18 protein-coding genes and 1 pseudogene are annotated in these 21,017 nt (G+C 45.3%); 13 read left to right on the forward strand and 6 right to left on the reverse strand.

Translation table 11 applies throughout. The annotated features are described in order from the left end of the window. Window positions 1-280: pseudogene (locus tag ACTD55_RS17460) on the reverse strand (thioesterase family protein); the annotation flags it as partial. Window positions 281-362: 82 nt separating this feature from the next. On the opposite strand from ACTD55_RS17460, the gene recQ reads away from it, so the two are divergent. Beyond that, the gene (gene recQ, locus ACTD55_RS17465) at window positions 363-2,186 is read left to right on the forward strand and encodes a DNA helicase RecQ (RefSeq protein ID WP_438865617.1); all 1,824 of its coding nucleotides are present in this window, start codon (window positions 363-365) and stop codon (window positions 2,184-2,186) included. Here the strand turns inward: recQ and ACTD55_RS17470 are convergent. The 3 genes from ACTD55_RS17470 to ACTD55_RS17480 form a co-directional block, all read right to left on the reverse strand. After that, a complete protein-coding gene (locus tag ACTD55_RS17470) occupies window positions 2,175-2,495 on the reverse strand; it encodes a hypothetical protein (RefSeq protein WP_438865618.1) in 321 nt (106 codons plus the stop codon). The genes recQ and ACTD55_RS17470 overlap by 12 nt on opposite strands. Before the next feature lie 10 nt (window positions 2,496-2,505). Further along, window positions 2,506-2,814 (reverse strand): c-type cytochrome, encoded by a 309-nt coding sequence (locus tag ACTD55_RS17475; RefSeq protein WP_438865619.1) that lies wholly within the window; start codon window positions 2,812-2,814, stop codon window positions 2,506-2,508. A 76-nt stretch (window positions 2,815-2,890) separates the two neighbouring features. Beyond that, complete coding sequence (locus ACTD55_RS17480; protein ID WP_438865620.1) at window positions 2,891-4,348, reverse strand: protein adenylyltransferase SelO; 1,458 nt, start codon at window positions 4,346-4,348, stop codon at window positions 2,891-2,893. A 146-nt stretch (window positions 4,349-4,494) separates the two neighbouring features. Here ACTD55_RS17480 and ACTD55_RS17485 point away from each other — a divergent pair, with 146 nt between their 5' ends. The 10 genes from ACTD55_RS17485 to ACTD55_RS17530 all read left to right on the forward strand — a co-directional run bounded on the left by ACTD55_RS17485 (window position 4,495) and on the right by ACTD55_RS17530 (window position 14,122). Next, window positions 4,495-7,368: an EAL domain-containing protein gene (locus ACTD55_RS17485; RefSeq protein ID WP_438865621.1), complete on the forward strand. Its 2,874-nt coding sequence runs from the start codon at window positions 4,495-4,497 to the stop codon at window positions 7,366-7,368. 186 nt (window positions 7,369-7,554) lie between these two features. Next, complete coding sequence (locus tag ACTD55_RS17490) at window positions 7,555-8,625, forward strand: GGDEF domain-containing protein (protein WP_438865622.1); 1,071 nt, start codon at window positions 7,555-7,557, stop codon at window positions 8,623-8,625. Between the two features lie 27 nt (window positions 8,626-8,652). Further along, a complete protein-coding gene (locus ACTD55_RS17495) occupies window positions 8,653-9,393 on the forward strand; it encodes a ferredoxin--NADP reductase (RefSeq protein WP_438865623.1) in 741 nt (246 codons plus the stop codon). An 8-nt stretch (window positions 9,394-9,401) separates the two neighbouring features. Continuing rightward, window positions 9,402-9,707 carry a hypothetical protein gene (locus ACTD55_RS17500; RefSeq protein WP_438865624.1) on the forward strand — a complete coding sequence of 102 codons (306 nt, stop codon included), beginning with the start codon at window positions 9,402-9,404 and terminating at the stop codon, window positions 9,705-9,707. Between the two features lie 90 nt (window positions 9,708-9,797). Further along, a complete protein-coding gene (locus ACTD55_RS17505; protein ID WP_438865625.1) occupies window positions 9,798-10,118 on the forward strand; it encodes a hypothetical protein in 321 nt (106 codons plus the stop codon). A gap of 74 nt (window positions 10,119-10,192) precedes the next feature. Next, on the forward strand, window positions 10,193-11,518 hold the full coding sequence (locus ACTD55_RS17510; protein ID WP_438865626.1) for a hypothetical protein: 1,326 nt from the start codon (window positions 10,193-10,195) through the stop codon (window positions 11,516-11,518). Between the two features lie 13 nt (window positions 11,519-11,531). Further along, window positions 11,532-12,434 carry a metal ABC transporter substrate-binding protein gene (locus ACTD55_RS17515; protein ID WP_438865627.1) on the forward strand — a complete coding sequence of 301 codons (903 nt, stop codon included), beginning with the start codon at window positions 11,532-11,534 and terminating at the stop codon, window positions 12,432-12,434. Further along, the gene (locus ACTD55_RS17520; RefSeq protein WP_438865628.1) at window positions 12,434-13,210 is read left to right on the forward strand and encodes a metal ABC transporter permease; all 777 of its coding nucleotides are present in this window, start codon (window positions 12,434-12,436) and stop codon (window positions 13,208-13,210) included. Before ACTD55_RS17515 ends, ACTD55_RS17520 begins: the two co-directional genes overlap by 1 nt. Window positions 13,211-13,363: 153 nt before the next feature. Then, entirely contained in the window at window positions 13,364-13,804 is a 441-nt protein-coding gene (locus tag ACTD55_RS17525) for an SRPBCC family protein (RefSeq protein ID WP_438865629.1), read from the forward strand. Further along, a complete protein-coding gene (locus ACTD55_RS17530; RefSeq protein ID WP_438865630.1) occupies window positions 13,805-14,122 on the forward strand; it encodes an ArsR/SmtB family transcription factor in 318 nt (105 codons plus the stop codon). A 43-nt stretch (window positions 14,123-14,165) separates the two neighbouring features. Here the strand turns inward: ACTD55_RS17530 and pepQ are convergent, their stop codons facing one another. Together pepQ and ACTD55_RS17540 are read right to left on the reverse strand one after the other, a co-directional pair. Continuing rightward, window positions 14,166-15,485 carry a Xaa-Pro dipeptidase gene (pepQ, locus tag ACTD55_RS17535; RefSeq protein WP_438865631.1) on the reverse strand — a complete coding sequence of 440 codons (1,320 nt, stop codon included), beginning with the start codon at window positions 15,483-15,485 and terminating at the stop codon, window positions 14,166-14,168. A gap of 54 nt (window positions 15,486-15,539) precedes the next feature. Next, window positions 15,540-17,441: a transglycosylase SLT domain-containing protein gene (locus tag ACTD55_RS17540; protein ID WP_438865632.1), complete on the reverse strand. Its 1,902-nt coding sequence runs from the start codon at window positions 17,439-17,441 to the stop codon at window positions 15,540-15,542. Between the two features lie 278 nt (window positions 17,442-17,719). Here ACTD55_RS17540 and fadB point away from each other — a divergent pair, with 278 nt between their 5' ends. Both fadB and fadA read left to right on the forward strand, forming a co-directional pair. Continuing rightward, window positions 17,720-19,864 carry a fatty acid oxidation complex subunit alpha FadB gene (fadB, locus tag ACTD55_RS17545; protein WP_438865633.1) on the forward strand — a complete coding sequence of 715 codons (2,145 nt, stop codon included), beginning with the start codon at window positions 17,720-17,722 and terminating at the stop codon, window positions 19,862-19,864. 26 nt (window positions 19,865-19,890) lie between these two features. Beyond that, window positions 19,891-21,017: acetyl-CoA C-acyltransferase FadA (gene fadA, locus ACTD55_RS17550; RefSeq protein ID WP_438865634.1), on the forward strand; the 1,127-nt coding region annotated here is incomplete at its 3' end.

The raw sequence follows: 21,017 nt of genomic DNA on the forward strand, positions 1-21,017 counted from the left end.
ACTCCGCTAAATTCACTTGTGGCATCTGCCGTACCGCTTCCAGTATGGCCATGAGCCCTCCTACCGTATCTAATACCGCAGCGGTGACGCCGCCATGCAGAATTTTTTGAATCGGATTGCCCATCAGGCTGTCTTGCCAGGGTAAACGAATTTCGACACCGGACTGATCAAATTGGCTGACTTGCATGCCGAGTAGTTGATTAAACGGCATGTGTTGACGAAATACGTTGGCCACGTAGTCGGTCAATTCATCGGCTGATAAGGCCATATTCTGATCCATAAGTAGTCCTGCTCTAAAAAGTAATGACCTGCACCGGTAAAGACACGTACAATAACACAATCATTTTTATACCTGATTAACATTGTCTGCTTCAACCTCATCTGATAATTCGAATTCGCTCGCTTCCGATGCTTTAAACCAACTCAAACAGGTTTTTGGCTATCATTCATTTCGCCCTGGCCAGCAGGAAGTGATCGAGGCAACACTAAATGGCAAAGACAGTTTGGTATTAATGCCAACGGGAGGCGGTAAGTCGTTGTGCTATCAAATTCCGGCTTTGTTGTTACCCGGCTTAACGGTGGTGGTGTCACCACTGATCTCACTGATGAAAGATCAGGTCGATGCGCTGTTAGCCACAGGGGTGTCTGCGGCTTATCTGACTGGCAATATGAGTTATGAACAGGTACTTGCCACCTATAAAAATTTGCATGAAGGGCAGTATAAGTTGCTGTATCTGGCGCCAGAACGATTGTTGCAGCCGGATTTTATTCAGCGTCTGCAACATTTACAGATCAGCTTCTTTGCCATTGATGAAGCCCATTGTGTTTCCCACTGGGGGCATGACTTTCGGCAGGATTATTGCCAGTTAGGTCAACTCAAAAAACTGTTTCCTACTGTGCCAACCATGGGGTTGACCGCCACGGCCGATTTAGCCACTCGTCGCGACATACAAGTGCAGCTTAACTTGCACCTGCCGTATGTATATCAAGGCAGCTTTGACCGCCCGAATATTCGCTACAACCAACTGATTAAATACCAGCCTTTCAGTCAGTTAATGGATTATCTTAAGCAGCAAGACGGCAGCGGTATTATTTATTGTGGCAGTCGGCGTAAAGTGGATGAGCTCAGTCAAAAACTGGCGCACAGTGGGATCAGCTGTGCCGGTTATCATGCTGGAATGGATGCCGATGAACGGGATAGGGTTCAGCAAGGTTTTATCCGCGACAATATTGATGTCATTGTGGCTACGGTGGCCTTTGGTATGGGGATTAACAAACCCAATGTCCGCTTTGTGGTGCATTTTGATTTGCCCCGCACCATTGAATCCTATTATCAGGAAACCGGCCGAGCCGGGCGAGATGGGATGCCGGCCGAGGCCTTGTTATTGTTTGATGAAAAAGATGCCGCACGGATCCGTAAATGGATTGCGATGAACGACAATCCGGAACGTCAAGCCGTTGAATTGCAACGTTTTGATGCCATGCATTCGTTGGCCGAAGCGCAAACCTGCCGTCGTCAGGTGTTACTCAACTATTTTGCCGAATATAACGCTCATACCTGTGGTAATTGCGATATTTGTCTCGATCCACCGCGCCAATTTGATGGCACTGTTGAGGCGCAAAAGATTTTGTCCTGTGTGTACCGGCTTAAGCAAGGTTTTGTGAGCCAATATGTGATTGATGTATTGCGCGGAAATCAACTGAATAAGATTATGGAACAGCAGCACCATCAGCTAAGTACCTTCGGTATTGGTAAAGATCAATCCGATGCGTATTGGCACAATTTGATTAATCAGTTGATCCATCAGGGTTTGCTGCGGGTAGACATTACCCAAAATGCAGTACTAAAACTGACCGAAGCGGCGCGAAATATCTTATCATGTAAGCAAGCGCTAACTTTGGCGGTTCCTCGTCTTAGTCTTAAGATTGGCCGCAAAGATAAACTGGATAAACGTCATTATGATCGTGAATTGTTCGCCAAACTTAAGCATTTGCGCAAACAAATTGCCGAGCAGGATCAGGTGCCACCCTTTGTTGTGTTTAGTGATGTGTCCTTAGCCGATATGGCCGAGCAATTACCCGGTTCTGTTAGCGAGTTTTTAGCGATAAGCGGGGTGGGGCAAACTAAATTAGAACGTTATGGTGAACGTTTTTTAGGGTTGATTAACCAACACTTACAATCTTGAATGGGCTTCCCACAGTTGTCTGACGTGCTCTGCAATGGCGATGTCAGCAGTGTGTTGGTGGATACAGCCAATTATCGGCGGCGACATTACAGTGTGTTGGTTGGCGTCAAAGATAATACAGGGTATAGACACTAGCGCTTGCTGATAAAGGCGTTGACTAATCATGATGATATCAGCACGTTGTTGTTGGTTCCGGGTGGCTGGATTAAGTGAGTTGATAGCGCTAACGCTAAACCCGCCAGTAGTCGTCAGTAATAATGATAATTGCCGACGTCGAGCCGGATTGGGCTCGACCAGTAACAGATGCATACAATGGGTCTTAGCCTTTCGGATCAAGACTGGAAAAGTAGGCGGCTAAATCTTCAATATCGGTATCACTTAGCGGTTTGGCCATGGCGCTCATGACCGGATCTTTGCGCACGCCATCACGTAAATCTTTGAGTTGTTTTTTCAGATATTGTTCTTTTTGACCGGCTAAATTGGGGTACATCGGGATCATAGACACTCCCTTAACACCATGGCAAGCAGCACATGAGGTTGATTTTGATTTACCTGCCGCGATGTCTCCGGCCATGGTTCCGAAACTCATTAAGGCTGCACCAAGCAACAAAACAGTTTTGACTGACATAAATAACTCCGTTGATTGAAAAAAACACACCTAACATTACCAGTATTTCACATTGATTAATCTCAATATTTTTATATTAAGTGCCGCAATAAGTACGATAATCGCGATCAGCATCAACTGGCAAGTCTTGATACAAATGTGTGTTGTCGGTTAATGAATAGGGCTTACGTAATACTGCTAACAGTTTTTCTGCCTCATGATTGTTGCCGGTGGCAATGCATTCACTCAATACTGCTTCAATATGATGATTGCGCGGAATGACTCGCGGGTTGTGCTGACGCATAATGGTTTTAGGGTGGGACTGCTCTTCATGTTGTAAGCGTTTTTGCCACAGAGCGAACCAGTCACCCAACTCACTATTTAAGCTGTCAGCAATGCGGTTATCATCAAAAGCATCAGTGAGCCGGTCAAAGGTGTGGGTGTAATCCATTTGCTTGTTGCGCATCTGATTGAGCAGGGCTTGAATCAAATCTTTATCCGTTTGTTGGATATTTTCGGTTTGATTTAGCCCTATTTTGCCAGCCAACATGGCAAAGTATTCCTGTTCAAATTGTGCTGAAAATGCCTGAATTAAGGGTTCTGCGTGTTGCAACGCCTTATCTTGATCCTGATCTATCAATGGCAATAACGCTTCGGCCAGTCGCGCCATATTCCACTGGGTAATCGTTGGTTGATTGGCAAAGGCATAACGGCCCTGACGATCGATGGAACTATAAACGGTGGCCGGATCATAGATACCCAGCATGGCACATGGGCCAAAATCAATGGTTTCGCCACTGATGGCACAATTGTCGGTGTTCATCACCCCATGAATAAAACCAACCCGCAGCCACTCGACGACCAGCTTAATTTGTTGCTCAATTACCAGCTCAAGAAAACCCACCACTTTGTTGGTCGGGTGTTGCATCGCGTCTGGAAAGTGGCGTTCGATGGCATAGTCGGTTAATGCACTAAGCGATGCGATATCTTGTTGAGCGGCAAAATATTGAAAGGTACCTACCCGCAGATGGCTGCTGGCTACCCGGGTCACAATGGCGCCAGGTTGCGGTGGATCGCGATAAACCATTTCTCCGCTGGTCACCACGGCCAAAGAGCGTGTTGTCGGTACGCCAAGGGCGTGCATTGCTTCACTCATTATATATTCACGAATGGCAGGGCCTAAGGCACAACGGCCATCGCCCTGACGCGAAAAGCGGGTTGGACCAGACCCTTTGAGTTGAATATCCACTCGCTGTCCTTGTTTATCAATGATTTCACCAAGTAAATGAGCGCGACCATCGCCTAACTGGGGATTAAAATGACCAAACTGGTGGCCAGCATAAGCTAAGGCGATAGGGTCAGCGCCAGCAGGTAATTGATTGCCTGAGAAGTAATTGGCTAATAAGTTAGGAGACTGCTGTTCAGCTGGGCTAATTGATACCGAATCGGCTAGCGCGTTGTTCCATAAAAACAGCTTGGGATCAGTGACTGTTGAGGGAGAAATACGTTGGTAAAAGGCTTCACCTAATCGAATATAGCTATTATCAAATTTCACGTTTGCCTCTGTTGAGAGTGAGTCACGATGTCAGTGCTATTGTGACTATATCAGGAACCAGTGGCATAGTTGAGTAATCAAAAGGTTGATATAAACGTGCAGACGATTATTCTTAAGGCGTGTTATTCATTCGAGATGTCTACTTTTTGAAATTCGTTGTTACGCGATTGGTTGTTATTTTTTCATTGCTGGCAGTTTGGCTGGTTGTGTTACCGGTATCTGCGGCTCCAATAGCCATTGATGAATCCTTGTCGGAGCTGAATCTTTCTGCTCAGGTCGAGGTATTGCGAATTGATGATGCCCGCCAATTATCTTTTATCCAAACGTTAGACAGCTGGCAATCGGAAGCGGATATTAGTCCATTAACCGATGGTGATGTGCTGTGGGGCAAGTTATCTATTGCTAATCAAGCCGCGCAAACGATGGATACGTATTTAGTGATGGCCAATCCAGGACTGAACAAGCTTGATTGGTATGTGCTGGATAGTAAAAATCGTATTCGTTATTCACATTTTACCGGCACCGATAGGGCCGACGAGCAACATCATGTTCAGTCCGGGCAGTTTGTTTTGTCGGTCAGTTTTCAGCCCCATGAAACCTTGTCGGTTTACCTCAAGCTTAACGATGATGGCCCAATGGTGATGCCTCTGAGTTTAGTTTCTGAGCGGCAATGGCAGCGTAATCAGCAGCAAAATCAGTTATTGGAAGGCTTTATCGGTGGCGGATTAATTGTGTTAGCGGTGTATTTTATGATTGCTTATATCTTACGTCGCAGTCCGGTACGTTTTTGGTATGCCTCGAGTTGCTTGGCGGCCTTATTATTATTTTTAAACTTGCAAGGCTTATTAACCCAGTGGATGGGGCTGGTGCCTTATATTTCCTCTTTTACCAGTGTGCTACTGGCGATGACATTACTGTGTCTGGTCAAAGTCTCCCATTCTGTATTACATCCCGTGTCGGCCTATTGGCGATACTCTGCTTATATTCTCTGCGCTGGCATGGGCGTAGTGGCGGTGACACTTAATGCCTATTGGCAATTGATTTTCACCGCCAGTATTTCCTCTGCCATCCTGATGATTCAATTATTGTTAAGCATTCGTGCTATTCGAAGGGGGAGTCGTTTGGCTCCGCGGTTGTTTATTAGTGGCTGGTTGATTATTTGTATCGTCAGTATTACGCAGGCAACGTTGTATCTGAATGGGATCATGTTGGATCGTCAAACTAATATCATATTGATTTTGCTGGCATTAGGAGGTGGTTTGATTATTGCGCTGGCTAATGAAGCCTTTGAACAAGCAGCGAAAATGACTCAGCAATATTATCAAGATGAAATCATTACCGATCTGAAACAGTTTTATCAATTAGTACATCATTCTGCAGAGGGCTTATATAGCGCAACGTTGGAAGGACAATTAATCAGCGTTAATCCTGCCATGTCACAGTTGTTCGGTTACGAGTCGGAACAACAGATGTTGAATGAAGTTAAAAATACCCAGCAGCTTTATCGCAAAGAAGATGATCGTAAGAAATTGCTGAAAGAATTACATCATAAAGGAGTGGTATTCAGGTTAGAACTGCAAGGAGTGAAACGGGATGGGTCAGAATTCTGGTTTTCCACTTCGGTGCAAATGAAAGATGACGGTGAGCGGTCATTGTTGTTTGGCTCTGTGATGGATATTACCGAACGCAAGCACAGTAATTTGAGTGTGGCTTATTTAGCCAGCCATGATCCGGTAACCGGCACTTATAATCATCGAGAGTTTGAACGACGTTTAACTCATGCCATTCAATATACCAAACAAAGTAATGGCTCACTTACACTGATATTTATTGAAATCAGCCAATTTGATCAAGTTAATGAAACCTGTGGATATGAATCAGCCAATATTTTATTGCAGCAGCTCTCGCATAAAATGCATGAAGTCATCAGTTCAAGGGCAATGTTGGCGCGATTGAACAATAACCAGTTTGCTGTATTGCTGGAAGGGGAGCAGGCGAATCAATTCTTGGCTATCGCCAAACAGTTACAGCGAGTGGGTGAAGATTTTGTGTTTGCGTGGGAAAAACGTCACTTCGATATCAGTCTGAATATAGGTTTGGCTCATTATGATAAAAATACCAGCTCAGCCCAGCAACTGATTAGTATGGCTAATTCAGCTTGTGAAAGCGCCCAGCAAAACGGTAGTAACCAGATTCATATTTATGCACATCAGGGCCAGGAACTTACCCATTTTCAAACCGATCAAAATTGGTTAGGTATGCTAAAACAAGCCTTGGAAAATAATAAGTTTGAACTTTACTTTCAGCACTATCATCCTCTTAAAGCCAACGAGGAACGCCATCAATATGAGATCTTGTTACGTTTAAATACTGACATTAAAGGCAATTTGATCTCGCCTTCTTCTTTTTTACCTTCGGCGGAACGGCATAATTTAATGGCCATGATTGACGGTTGGGTGATAGAGCATTATTTCCAATGGTTGAGCGCCAATCCCGAACATTTGGCGCAGCTGGAGCGGTGTAATATTAATCTTAGTGGTTATTCCATTGCTGACAGCGATCTGAAACTATTTTTACTAAACGCGTTCGAGCAGTACGCTATTCCCTATGACAAAATTTGTTTTGAATTAACTGAAAGTGATGCAGCAATCCGAATGGATGAAACACTGAAATTTATTAAAACTTTTGCTCATTTAGGTTGTAGCTTTGCGCTGGATGATTTCGGCAACGAGTTTTCTTCTTATTCCAACCTTAAAACCTTGCCGGTGCAGTTTGTCAAAATTGATGGGGGACTCATTAAGGATTTATTAATTGATTCAATTGATATGGCCATGGTGCGTTCGATACAGGATATTGCTCATGCGATGGGTGTAAAAACGATTGCCGAGTTTGTTGAATCCAAAGGCATTATGGTTGAGTTGGGCAAATTAGGGATTGATTATGCACAAGGTTTTGCCATTGCCAAGCCGCTACCCCTTAGTCAGTTTGCGTCTTACCAATATGCAGAAGATAAATCTTAGCGCCCAAACAAAAACTTTTTAGTTGTGCCCAACAAGGTCTATGCGCATCGAGCCTGATTCGCTATAGTTTAAGCAGGTTTTTACTGACGGACTTCTGAGTTGTCACCAATTTTCTATATTGTTGTTTCACAAGGCATTGTTTATTTCACCTTTAGTTGGATCATGTTGCACATTTGGCAAAAAAATGTGTCTGAGAATTACATGCTGGTCTGGGCAATTGGTTTTTTGTTTGGTTCATTCGGATGGTTGGTTAACCTTATTCCCGTGACATTGTTTGCTTCCGAAGCGCTATTCTGGCTAACCGACACCATGATTACACTGATTTCCGCTTCCATGGTCTGTTATGGATTTGTTTTAAGGGCTAACCGGTCATTGCATATGCTGTGGTTTGTGATCGCTGCATTTATTGCCATGAATATGATGGTGTATTTTTCGTCGATCAGAAATAGTTTTGAACTGGAAATGGCGATCAGTCCTTTTTTTGTCACACTATGTTTGCAATTAAGTAGCATCATTTTATGGTGCAAGTCCGGTAAATTAGCGCCTGCAGAAAAGTTTGCTGCCGTTGTTTGCCAAATCGGCGCATTGGTACATGTGGCCCGTGGCGTTTTAACGGCAGCACAGGCATATTCACCGGATCCTGGATTACAGCAATCCTATGAATTGGTTAGCTTTTTATTTTTACCGGCCTCCTATACCGCGATTGGTATGGTTATTTTATTGCTGGTGATCTCGGATTTATTTGAAACTAATAGTCAGTTATCTCTTACCGATCCATTAACGGGTGTGTTAAACCCTAACGGTATTGAGCAGGTGGTAACAAAGTTAATCTCCCATTGCCAACGTAGTGATCAGTGGTTTAGTTTGATATTAACCAATATTGATAACCTGCAATCCATCAATGAGCAATACGGCCATCATGCTGGCGATATGGTGTTAAGGACCTTTGCCAATACCCTGACCAATAATTTGCGTACCGGTGATTATATTGGCCGCACGGCAGGGGATGAGTTTATTTTGTTATTGCCCAATACCACCGATGATGGCAGTTTGGACATGGCGGAACGGCTGCGTTTAGCGGTTGGACAAATATGTTTAATCGAACGTGGTCAGGAAATCCGCTTCACCGCCAGTTTTGGCGTAGTATCGAGCCGTCACGAATATTTCTATAGCAAGCTTTTATCCCGAGCAGAACATGCACTGTATCAGGCAAATTTAAATGGACGAAACTGCGTAGTGACACCCAACCTATTTTAATCTTACTGACTCACAACAGGAGAGCGAATGGCAAACTGGCATGTTGGCGAAGTAATAACTAACCACCGTTGGACCAAGACCTTGTTTAGCATCAAGGTTCGTTGCCCCGCCGAAAATTTTATTGCCGGACAATTTGTACGCCTGGCTCTGCAAATTGGTGATGACAGAGTGCAACGAGCCTATTCATTAGTTAATCCACCAGGGACAGACTATGCCGAATTTTATGTCACTCATGTTGCTGATGGGCTGTTGTCCCCAGCTTTGGCAGCGCTAAAGCCGGGTGACAACGTTGAAGTCTCTTACCCTGCCAGCGGTTTTTTCACGCTGGATGAAGTCCCGCAGGGGGATAATTTATGGTTACTGGCGACCGGCACCGGAGTCGGACCCTATTTATCCATGTTAGCCACCGACGTTCCTTGGCAACGATTCAAACACATTATACTTGTGCATGCGGCGCGTTGGTCAAACGAGCTGTCTTATGCCGAACTGATCCAGCAATGGCAACAACAATATCCTGACCAATTCAGTTATATTCCAGTGGTGAGCCGTGAAAATGTCCCTAATACATTAAATGGACGTATTCCTGAATTAATTTCCAATAAGCAGTTGCAGCAGGCCAGTGGCCAGACATTGGATGACAATAGTCAGGTGATGATCTGCGGAAACCCAGACATGATTAAAGACACCAAAACCTTACTGGAAAGCATGGGCTTGCAAAAGAACCTGCGTCGTAAACCCGGTAACGTCACCGTTGAGCAATATTGGTAGTCATGAAGATGAAAGATAAAGACCAGTTTATCCAAATGTGTTTTGAACAGTTAGTAGAAGTCTTTGACCTTTCACAAAGGCGTCAACCGGATGATAAAAAGAAATACCGGACAGAAGGACTCATCCAGGCTGGCAGAGTATTGGGGGTTTTATCTGAAGTAGAAGCCAAATCCTTAATGGAAAAAGCTCATCTGCAAGTATTTGGTCAAACCATTCAGCAGCGTAAACAACGTAAAACCAGTTTAAAAAGTGCGATTGAAATGGGCGACGATGAATATATTAATATTCCTTCCATCCTTAGAAGTCATCGTTAATTGAATCTAACATACCCCTTATCGGATATTTTCAGCTTATTATCGCAAGGAATGTCGACGAAGCTAAAAATATAATGTTATATTATCACAATGAGCAAACAGCATAGCTTACATTCATTTAGGGCGACCTCGGCACTATCCCGATATGGATTGGTGTTTCTGCTGTTGTTCAGCTTTGTCATTGCCAAGCTTTATGTGGACCATGATGCATCCCATTTAATCACGCCGGATAATCATTGTGCATTGTGTCTGTCTGCGGCTGGCGCAGAGCATGCTTTACCGCCAACGATTATCATCGTTGATGACGTTATCCTTCCTATAACAACCATTCCCAGCCAACCGGTCGAAAATGCGCAGACTGTTGTATCGGTACTCCGTAATCGTGGACCTCCTGAATATATAAATTCCTGACATTACTGAAATCAGAGCACTGACCAATTGAGGTCTTTGCCCTAGTTGAATTTATATTTTCTGGAGAAACTTAAATGGCCGTTAATCGATCATTGATCCTAACCTTGGCGCCATTGGCAATTTTGAGCGCTAACCCGGCTTTTGCCGCAGATAAAGATATTGATACGATTCGCCAAGAGCTGGCGGATTTAAAAAAAATGTATCAACAAAAAATTGAGGCGTTGGAACAACGCATTCAGGATACGGAAGAACAGAGCGACGAAACCACCGAACAAACCCAGCAATTGGCCATTGATTTGAGCCAACAGTCCAACCGCACTGCGGCTAATACCTTTAATCCCGGAATAGGAGTGGTGTTAAACGGTAAATATTTGCAAGCGCCCTCAGACTACGAGTTTTCGATGCCCGGTTATTTTTTGGGTGAAGAGCCGGGTCCGGGCGAAGGCGGTTTGTCACTGGGTGAATCGGAACTGAATTTATCGGCCAATATTGATGACAAATTTTATGGCAGCCTGACGGTGGCCTTTGGCGAAGAAACTGAAGTAGAAGAAGCCTTTATCCAAACCATTGGATTAGCCAACGGCTTTAGCGTTAAAGCCGGTAAGTTTTTTTCCGGGATTGGTTATCTGAATAGTCATCATGGTCATACTGATGATTTTGCCGTGCGTCCGTTGGCTTATCAGGCCTTTTTGGGGCCTAACTTTGGTGATGCCGGGGTGCAAGTAAGCTGGTTAGCTCCGACGGCTCTGTATTGGGAAACCGGTGCCGAGTTATTCCGTGGTGATGCATACCCAGCTGCCGGTGCTGCGAATAAAGGCAAAGGTATTACCACAGTGTATTCCCATATTGGTGGTGACTTGGGTTTAAGCCAAAGCTGGCGAGCCGGTGTGTCTTATTTGCAGGCAGATGTGGACCAGCGTTTTGCCGATGAAGATGCAGGTGACAGCTTTTCCGGTGACAGCAAATTGTGGTTAGCCGATTTTGTGTGGAAATGGGCTCCGGATGGTAATAACAAAGTCACCAACGCAAAAATTCAGGCTGAATATTTTAGCCGTACCGAACAGGGACAATTAGCCACCAGCGCAGATTTACTCGATGTGGATCATCAGCAGACCGGTTGGTATGTGCAGGGCGTCTATCAGTTTATGCCACAGTGGCGAGTGGGATTGCGTTATGAAGGTCTGCAAAGTGACGGCTTGCCAACCACTTTTAATGACACGGTGCTGGATACGCTCGACCACGATCCGCGTCAGGTCAGTATGATGGTGGACTGGAGCAATAGCGAATTTAGTCGAGTACGTTTGCAATTCAGCCGTGATCAAGCTTCCCCGCAAGATTCTGATCTGGTGATCTTGCAATACATCACTGCCTTTGGTGCTCATGGCGCCCATGCCTTTTAATTGGAGACAAACAATGAAAAATTTAAAAATGTTAGTACTTACTTTATTGCTTGGCTCTGCTTTTAGTGCACAAGCCAAAGTACACATTCTGGCCTGTGAACCGGAATGGGCGTCTTTAGCCAATGAGTTGGGTGGCGACTTGGTCGAAACCTACAGCGCGACAACCGGTCTGCAAGACCCCCATCATGTTCAGGCGCGTCCCAGTTTAATTGCCAAAGTGCGTGATGCCGATATGGTGGCCTGCACCGGTGCGGATTTGGAGGTAGGTTGGTTGCCGCTGTTATTGCAACGAGCCTCAAATGCTAATATTCAGCAAGGCAAGCCCGGTTATTTTATGGCTACCCAATATGTACGTTTGTTAGGTATACCCAAGCAAATTGACCGCAGTCAGGGCGATGTGCATGCAGCGGGTAATCCGCATATTCAAACCAATCCTGCCAATATTCCGTTTGTTGCTAAAGCCATGAGCGAGCGTCTTATTCAGTTGGATGCGGTTAATTCAAGCGTTTATCAGGCCAACCTGGAGAATTTTTTAACCCGTTGGAAAACGGCGATGAAAAAGTGGAAGAAACAGACACGTCAGCTAAAACATGCTGCAGTAGTCGTGCATCACGACAGCTGGATTTATCTGGAAGATTGGTTGAAATTGAATCAGGTGGCCACGCTGGAAGATAAGCCTGGGATTCCACCGACTAGCGGACACTTGGCCAGTATTTTACAGCAAATGAAAACCGCGCCGGCGAAAGTGATTATTCGGGCGGCATACCAGAGCGACAAGGCATCTAACTGGTTAGCGGATAAAACCGGTATTAAGGCCGTTGCTTTGCCTTTTACCGTTGGTGGTACCGAGCAGGCCAAAGATTTGTTTGGTTTGTACGATGACACCTTTAATCGTTTAACACAGGCAATTAACTAATGAATTGGGCAGCAGTTGATATTTCTATTATTGGGCCTGCCTTGTTGGCCGGCTTTTTGGTCGTGGCCACTCATGTGCCATTAGGCCGATCGGTGCTTAATCGCGGGATTATCTTTATTGATTTGGCGATCGCCCAGATCGCCGGGCTTGGGGTGATTGCGGCCAGTGTTTTTGGATGGCAAACCGATGGTTGGGAAATACAGATAGCCGCAGTTAGTGCCGCTATGATTGGCGCAGTGTTACTGCACTGGACTGAGAAACGCTTTCCTGCAATTCAGGAGGCGTTAATTGGTGTGGTGTTTGTTTTAGCCGCAACACTGGGGTTATTGCTGTTAACCAATAATCCTCACGGTGGCGAGCAGTTAAAAGATTTACTGGTCGGTCAGATCTTGTGGGTGTCTTATGATCAATTGTTGCCTATTGCCGGGTTATACGCGCTGGTACTGGCTATCTGGTACTGGGTCGATGTGCCCAATGTAAACCGTTTACTGTTTTATCTTTTATTTGCTATTACGGTTACCGCCTCGGTGCAATTGGTCGGGGTTTACCTGGTGTTTGCCAGCCTGATTATTCCTGCGTTGGCAACTCGTGGTTATGCTGATAAAAGCCGTTTGTGGATTGCTTATATTGTAGGAGCTGCGGGCTATTTGGCCGGTTTGATCACTTCGGCCTTATGGGATTTACCTTCCGGTGCCATGATCGTCTGGTGTTTGGCAATACTTGGAGTGGTTGCAGGTATGCTGACCCGTGTTATCAGTGGGAAAACGGCCGATTAACTAGCAAAATCACAGGGAAACAATAGTTTTACTGCTGTTATTTGATTGTGGCTGAAATGATATTTATAACATGCAACCATTTGGTTGCATGTTTGATTTGACTATGCTTTACTTGTTTCATCTTGAACACCAAGGGAAAAAGAGAGCGTCAACATGCAAGATATCATCAAACGTGAAATTATTATTAAAGCCTCGAAACAACGGATTTATGCTGCGATAGCTACCGCCGAGCAGGTTGTATTATGGTTCCCGGATACAATAGAAGGTGAATACAGTGTCGGAAATCAGCCTATTTTCGGATTTGGCCAGAGCTGTAGAAATCAGCTTTATATTGTTGATGCTAAACCCCATGAATATTTTGCTTATCGCTGGGTGCCCGGTGAACAGGATTTTATCGGTGACGTACGAAACGTACCTAACACCTTGGTAGAGTTCCGAATTGATGAACAATCCGCTGGTTGCTGTAAAGTTACTCTGATAGAAACAGGCTTCGCGGGTTTACCTGCCGAACTGATAAAAACGGCTCACGAACAAAATTCTGGTGGATGGGATTATATGTTGGATCGATTAATTAAGTACTTTGAAGCCGCATAAATGATTGAAGCAGAAATTTATAAAGCGCTGGGTGATCCGGTTCGGCTTGAGATCCTCAGGCGACTCGCTAGTGGCTCATCTTACACCATTGGTGAGCTGTCAAAGAATCTTGGAGTGTCGCGGCAGGGAGCCAGAAAGCAGCTTCAGGTACTAGTTTCGGTGAATGTAGTGAAACTTTCATCCAAAGGTCGAGAGACACAAGTTAGTTTAGATACTAGTAATCTGAGGCTCGCCGCACAATTTATCTCTAAACTGGAGAATCAGTGGGATCAAAGGCTAGAAGCGCTTAAAAATTTAGTAGAAGACCAATCCGAATAATATATTTTAAATGGCAGCAATACTATTGCTGCCATTGCATTGCTTAATTCAGCCCTAAATCGCGGGTCATATTCTCGTTGCGATCTTTGTGCACAATCACATTATCTTCGACCCGAATGCCACCAAAAGGCCTAAACTCATCCACTTTATTCCAGTTGATATAACGGGATTGCGGGGTGGCTTTCAGATCGGCCAGCAGACTATCAATAAAGTAAAATCCCGGCTCAATGGTTAATACGTGACGAGTGTCGATGGTACTGGTATTACGTAAAAACGGGTGCTGCTCCGGGGCTGGTTTGGGTGTCCCCCAGTCGTCATCAATTAGCCCACCTGTATCATGTACCTGTAAGCCTAAATGATGGCCAATACCGTGAGGGAAAAAGGTTGAGGTGATTTGCTGTTCGACAATATCCTGTGCGGACAAATTAACTAATCCAAACTGATGCAGTGTTTCGGCTACTTTCAGGTGCGTGGCTAGATGAATATCTGTATATGCTACGCCTGGCTTGACCATATCAATTAACTCCAGCGTCATTTTATCTACTGCTGTGATGAGTTCGGCAAACTGATTCGATTCGCGCGCATAAGTACGGGTAATATCGGCCGCATATCCGTGAAAATGGGCACCCGCATCGATTAAGAAAGAGCGGGATTCGGCAGGGGAAACTTTATCCATTGCGGTGTAATGCAAAATTGCACTGTTTTCGTTTAATGCCACGATGCTGCCGTACGGAGCCTCGTTATCGCCTTGACGAGTCGCACAACAGAACGCCAGATTAATATCAAACTCGCTCAAACCCTGTTCAAAAGCGGACTTGGCCGCTAGATGGCCGGCGACGGCCAATTTATTCGCTTCGCGCATGCAAGCCAGTTCATAATCGGTTTTGACGGTGCGGTGATAATGCATGTAGTGCATCACCCGATCCGGATTAACTAACTCAAAACCCAGTGCTTGAGCGACTTCCAGATATTCACCGATATAGGCGTATTTCGCCTTGTCAAAAGGCAGATATTTTTCTACCGCACGGGCGTTGGTCAGTAAGGTAATATCAAAATAGGCAGTCCAGAACGCATTCGGTTCTGGTGGAACTTTGTGCCAGAAATCTTTGGGACGATAGAAAATTAACTTGGGTTTATCCGAACCATTAACGATTAACCAGCAATTGGGGTTATCCAATACTGGTAACCAGGCTTTAAAATGAGGATTGACGAAAAACGGATAGTCCATATCGTCTAAAAATTTGCGCTTGGCTTGACCGGAATGAATGACTAAGCCATCAATGCCTTCACGTTCCAGCGCGTGACGGGTACGTTGTTGTAATTCTTGAATATGTTGGGCATAAAAATGGACGTATTCTGACATGTAAGTTTTCCGTTGCAAATTTGATGGCGGCTACATTATCACAGCCCTTGCGGACTACAAAGTCGGTGCCTCGGAAGGGATTTGCATAGTGGCAAGATCGCTAAACAAATTGTGCTGATCGCCCAACAAACGCAAATAAATTTGCTTATAGGCCATGACTGCCTTGACGTAGTTGCGGGTCTCCTTATAGGGAATGGTTTCAACCCAAATATCGGCAGGAATACTGCTGTCCTGAGGTAGCCAGTTTTTAACATTACGCCATCCGGCATTATAAGCCGCAGTAGCAAGAACCTGATTATCGTCCATTTTGTCTAGTAGATAACGCATATATTGGGTCCCATAGGTGACGTTAGTGTCGGGATCCATCAATGAACGAGATTTAATTTTTTTCTTGGCCAAATAGCGGGCAGTGCTGGGCATCAGTTGCATTAAGCCTCTTGCACCTACTGCTGAATTGGCGTCTGACATAAAGGAGCTTTCCCGTCTTGCAATGGCAAAAGCCCAGGCCGGATCGATGTTTTGTTGCTCGGAGGTATTGACCATTTGATCTTTAAAGGCCAGCGGGAAACGGCGTTTTATATCATCCAGATAACCGACGCGGGAAAAAGTAAAAATGGCTTGGTCATGCCAGCCCCAGCTATCAGCAATCACTGCGGCCATTAAGCTTTGCTCATCGGTGAGTTGGGATTGTAAATAGAACCATTCGCGACGTGCGCTAACATTACGATTTAAAGCCAAAAACTCTTTGGCGCGTTGTGCAGCGGGCATAGTAACAATAGTGGCCAGTTGGTTGGCATCATAAGTAAGCGGGGAATCAGCCATTGCAGGTTGAGAACGCAACTTGCCACTGGCTAAAAAGCCGTAGTAATGACGTTTGTTCGCTAATTGTTGAAAAGTCTGTTTAGCTTGTTGCGGGGCTTCAAGCTCTTCGTATCCACGGCCTAACCAGTAATGATAACTGTAATCGCTAGTCAGTTTTTTCGGTGCAGCATTGATAATATCCAGTACTTGTTGCCAATTTTTCTGGCGCAATAGATAGGCCAAATGCCAGCGTAATATTTCATCATCATCAAAGTTTTTATCTGCTTGTTCGAGCCATTCACCTGCTTTTTCATGGTTTGCTAATGCCAGACTGACGGCAAACTTGGCGGTAATTTTCTGTTGTTGTTTGGCACTAAATTTGAAGCGGTCCTGTAACTTGTGCCAACTGGCTAGTGCCAGATCACGATCATGCCATACCAAACGTTGTAAACCGTAAGTCAGGATTTCGGTTTCTTTATCCATTATTTTGGCCGGAAACAGTGAAGGCTTACTGACATAACTGGGCGAACGACGCACTTTAAGCCATAAATCAGCCAAGTATCGCTCGTCGGCAGGAAGTAATTTTTTTAAATACGGTAATAATGTGTGGTTACCGCCATCAGCGGCCAGAACTATTCTATCCCATACTGCTTGTTCGGTTTGTCTTCCTGCCTGACGCCATATTTTAAGTACCGGGTCACAAGCCGATGGCAGAGATTGTCCGGTTAGCCACAACTGATCAATTTCCTTGAGCAATGTTGCGTTTTTGGGAGTATCGGCCAGTCGATACAACAGTTGTTGGCATTTTAATTGAGTATCTCCAATATCCCGATAGAAGTGCAAGAATAGGGCTTTTTGATTTTTACTGTGCAGGTAGCGCAGCCACTTTTTACGCAAGGGTAAATCGAGCGGGGTACCTTCATACTTATTCAGAAAAGCGGTAATTTTTTTCTGGTTAGATAAGTAAGGGTATTGAATTAAGGTTTTTTGTTCTACATAGGGATACAACGGATAATCGGCTAATTGGACGGCCAATCGTTGCGACTCTTCGCTAGCAGGGTTGTGAGCAAGTGCTTCGGCGCGGATGAATAATTCACGTTGTTCAGTGAGGTCGCTGGCAAAACAGGTTGCACAAAGCAACACCAGGGTCAGCATTAGACCGCCGGATACTCTGAATAAAAGAATCGTCATTCCGAGCATGTTAATTGCTAAAACTCCTGCAGTAATTCGCAGCCACAACCATAATTCATCTGTATAAGTTGTCAATGCCAGCACGCATCTATTTAATCTGATTATCGCTTAATTAGGGTGGTGTAAACAGAATGACGCAAAAATTCAAACGCTTATTCCAAACGATTGTTTGAATTTGCTTGAAATTTGTCAGCGTATCATCAAGAATTGGCCTCCCTACTATTCTGTCCTCGGAGATAACAATGCTATACGAAGGCAAAAACCTATCCGCCAAATTGTTGGATAACGGTATCGCAGAAGTACTTTTTGATGCCGCAGGTTCAGTCAATAAATTTGATCAACAAACCATTCAGGAAATGGCCGACATGTGTGCTGCGCTAACTGCTGACTCACAGGTTAAAGGGGCTATTGTCCGTTCTGCTAAGCCCGCTTTTATTGTCGGCGCCGATATTACCGAATTCGATGAGTTGTTTGCATTACCAGATGACGAAGTACTGGCTTGGGTGGCTAAAACATCCAAGGCGTTTGATTTAGTAGAAGATCTTCCTTTCCCTACGGTTGCTGCAGTAAACGGTTTTGCTTTGGGCGGTGGTTGTGAAATGACACTCGCTTGTGATTTACGTGTGGCTGATACCACTGCTCAAATCGGTTTACCGGAAGTGAAACTGGGTTTAATGCCTGGTTTTGGCGGTACCGTACGGTTACCCCGTTTAATTGGTGCAGATAATGCCATGGAGTGGATGAGTACCGGTAAAAATCACAAGGCAGCCAAAGCCTTGGCTGTCGGCGCGGTTGATGCAGTGGTTGCGCCAGAAAAACTGGTTGAAGCAGCGATTAGCATGGTAACCGATGCCATCAATGGCAAAATTGATTGGCAACATCGTCGCGCTGTTAAGAAAGCTCCATTAAGTCTGAATAAAAACGAAGCCACTATGTGTTTTTCGACTGCCAAAGCCATGGTCTTCGCCCAAGCTGGCAAACATTATCCCGCTCCTCATGTGATGGTCGATACCGTATCCGGAGCTGCACGACTAGAGCGTGATGCGGCGTTGGGACTGGAAAATGAAGGTTTTGTGAAATTAGCCAAAACCGATGCGGCCAAAGCGCAGATTGGTATCTTTATGGCTGATCAGCTGGTTAAAAGCAAAGGGAAAAAACAGGCTAAAACCGCGACTAAGCAAGTTAACCAGGCAGCGGTATTGGGCGCAGGCATAATGGGCGGTGGTATTGCCTATCAATCTGCGGTGAAAGGTACACCGACTATCATGAAAGATATTGCTCAGCCAGCATTGGAATTGGGCTTAAATGAAGCGGCCAAAATTTTAGGTAAAGGTATTGAGAAAGGCTGGATGGATGCCGGTAAAATGGCGCAGACGCTAAATCGTATCGTACCAACACTGGAATACAGTGCGATTAAAGATGCCGATATTGTGATTGAAGCGGTAGTAGAAAACCCAAAAGTGAAAAGCACGGTACTGGCAGAGACAGAGCAGCATGTTGCCGACGATGCGATTATCTGTTCCAACACCTCGACCATTTCAATCAATTCACTGGCCAAAAGTTTGAAACATCCCGAACGTTTCTGCGGTATGCATTTCTTCAATCCGGTGCATCGTATGCCTTTGGTGGAAATTATTCGTGGTGAGAAAACCTCCGATGAAACCATTGCCGCGGTGGTTGCTTTCACCTTAAAAATGGGTAAAACGCCAATAGTGGTAAATGACTGTCCAGGCTTTTTAGTTAACCGTGTGTTGTTCCCTTATTTTGCCGGTTTTAGCAAGTTGCTGTTGGATGGCGCTGATTTTGCCGCTGTGGATAAAGTGATGGAAAAACAGTTCGGCTGGCCAATGGGTCCGGCCTATCTGCTTGATGTGGTGGGTATGGACACCGCCGATCATGCTGCCGGTGTGATGGCTGACGGTATTCCCGAGCGGATGCAAAAGATAGCTGATGATCCGATTGAATTGCTGTACAAAGCCGGTCGTCTGGGACAGAAGAACGGCAAAGGCTTTTACAATTTCTCGGTAGATAAACGTGGCCGTCCGGCTAAAGTGCCTGCCGATGAGGCGTATGCGCTAATAAAAGCTGGTCAAAAGGACTTTGAAAGCGATGAAATTATAGCTCGATTGATGATCCCCATGGCCAATGAGGCTATTCGTTGTCTGGAAGAAGGTATTGTCGACAGCGCGGCAGAAGCAGATATAGCACTGCTTTATGGATTGGGGTTCCCACCGTTCCGTGGCGGCATTTTCCGCTATATCGAAACAATGGGCTTGAACCATTTTGTCGCGTTGGCGGATAAGTATGCGGACCTTGGTCCAATTTATCAGATTTCGGATGGTTTGCGTGAGATGGCAGCATCTGGCAAATCCTATTTTGGCCAATAAGAGCAGGAGTAAAGAACATGAGTAACATGAAAGACGTTGTTGTTGTCGATTGTATCCGTACCCCGATGGGACGCTCTAAAGGGGGCGTATTCCGCAATGTACGTGCAGAAGATTTATCTGCTCACTTGATGACCCAGTTATTGGTGCGCAATCCATCGTTAGATCCGGCCGAGATTGAAGACATTATCTGGGGCTGTGTGCAGCAAACCAAGGAGCAGGGCTTTAACATTGCTCGTAATGCCCAACTGTTAACCGATATTCCTCGTAGTGTGAGTGCGGTAACCGTTAACCGTTTATGTGGTTCCTCGATGCAGGCATTACATGATGCGGCCAAAGGTATCATGACCGGTCAGGGTGAGGTCTTTATGATCGGTGGGGTAGAGCACATGGGCCACGTTCCAATGAATTTCAATCTGGATTTTCATTCTGGCTTGGCAAAATATACCGCCAAAGCCTCTGGTAGCATGGGCATGACCGCCGAATTATTGGGGCGCCAGAACGGTATTAGTCGTGAAATGCAGGATCAATTCGGTGCCCGTTCACACCAGCGCGCACATGCGGCTACAGTGGAAGGTCGTTGGAATGAGATTGTACCTATTGAAGGGCATGATGCCGATGGTGTGTTAAAACTGATTGAAACGGACGAAGTGATCCGTCCTGAATCCACGGTAGAAAGTTTGTCAGCCTTACGTCCGGTTTTTGATCCGGTTAATGGCACAGTGACCGCTGCTACGTCATCAGCCATTTCTGACGGAGCGTCGGCGATGTTGCTGATGTCAGCCGAAAAAGCCAAAGCATTGGGGTTAACCCCACGTGCCAGAATACGTTCTATGGGCGTCGCCGGTTGCGATGCGGCAATAATGGGCTACGGTCCAGTACCTGCTACGCAAAAAGCGCTTAAACGTGCCGGTATGACCATGGATGATATTGAGATTGCGGAATTCAATGAAGCCTTTGCAGCCCAAGCCTTGTCTTGTATCAAAGTATTGGGCTGGCTGGATAACTACGACGAGAAAGTCAATCTGAATGGTGGTGCGATTGCACTGGGTCATCCACTTGGTTGTTCCGGAGCTCGAATTTCTACAACCTTGATAAACCTGATGGAAGCCAATGATAAATCTGTTGGTTTAGCCACCATGTGTATTGGTTTAGG

Origin of the sequence: Neptunicella sp. (assembly GCF_048268085.1) — a bacterium.
GTDB lineage: Bacteria > Pseudomonadota > Gammaproteobacteria > Enterobacterales > Alteromonadaceae > Neptunicella.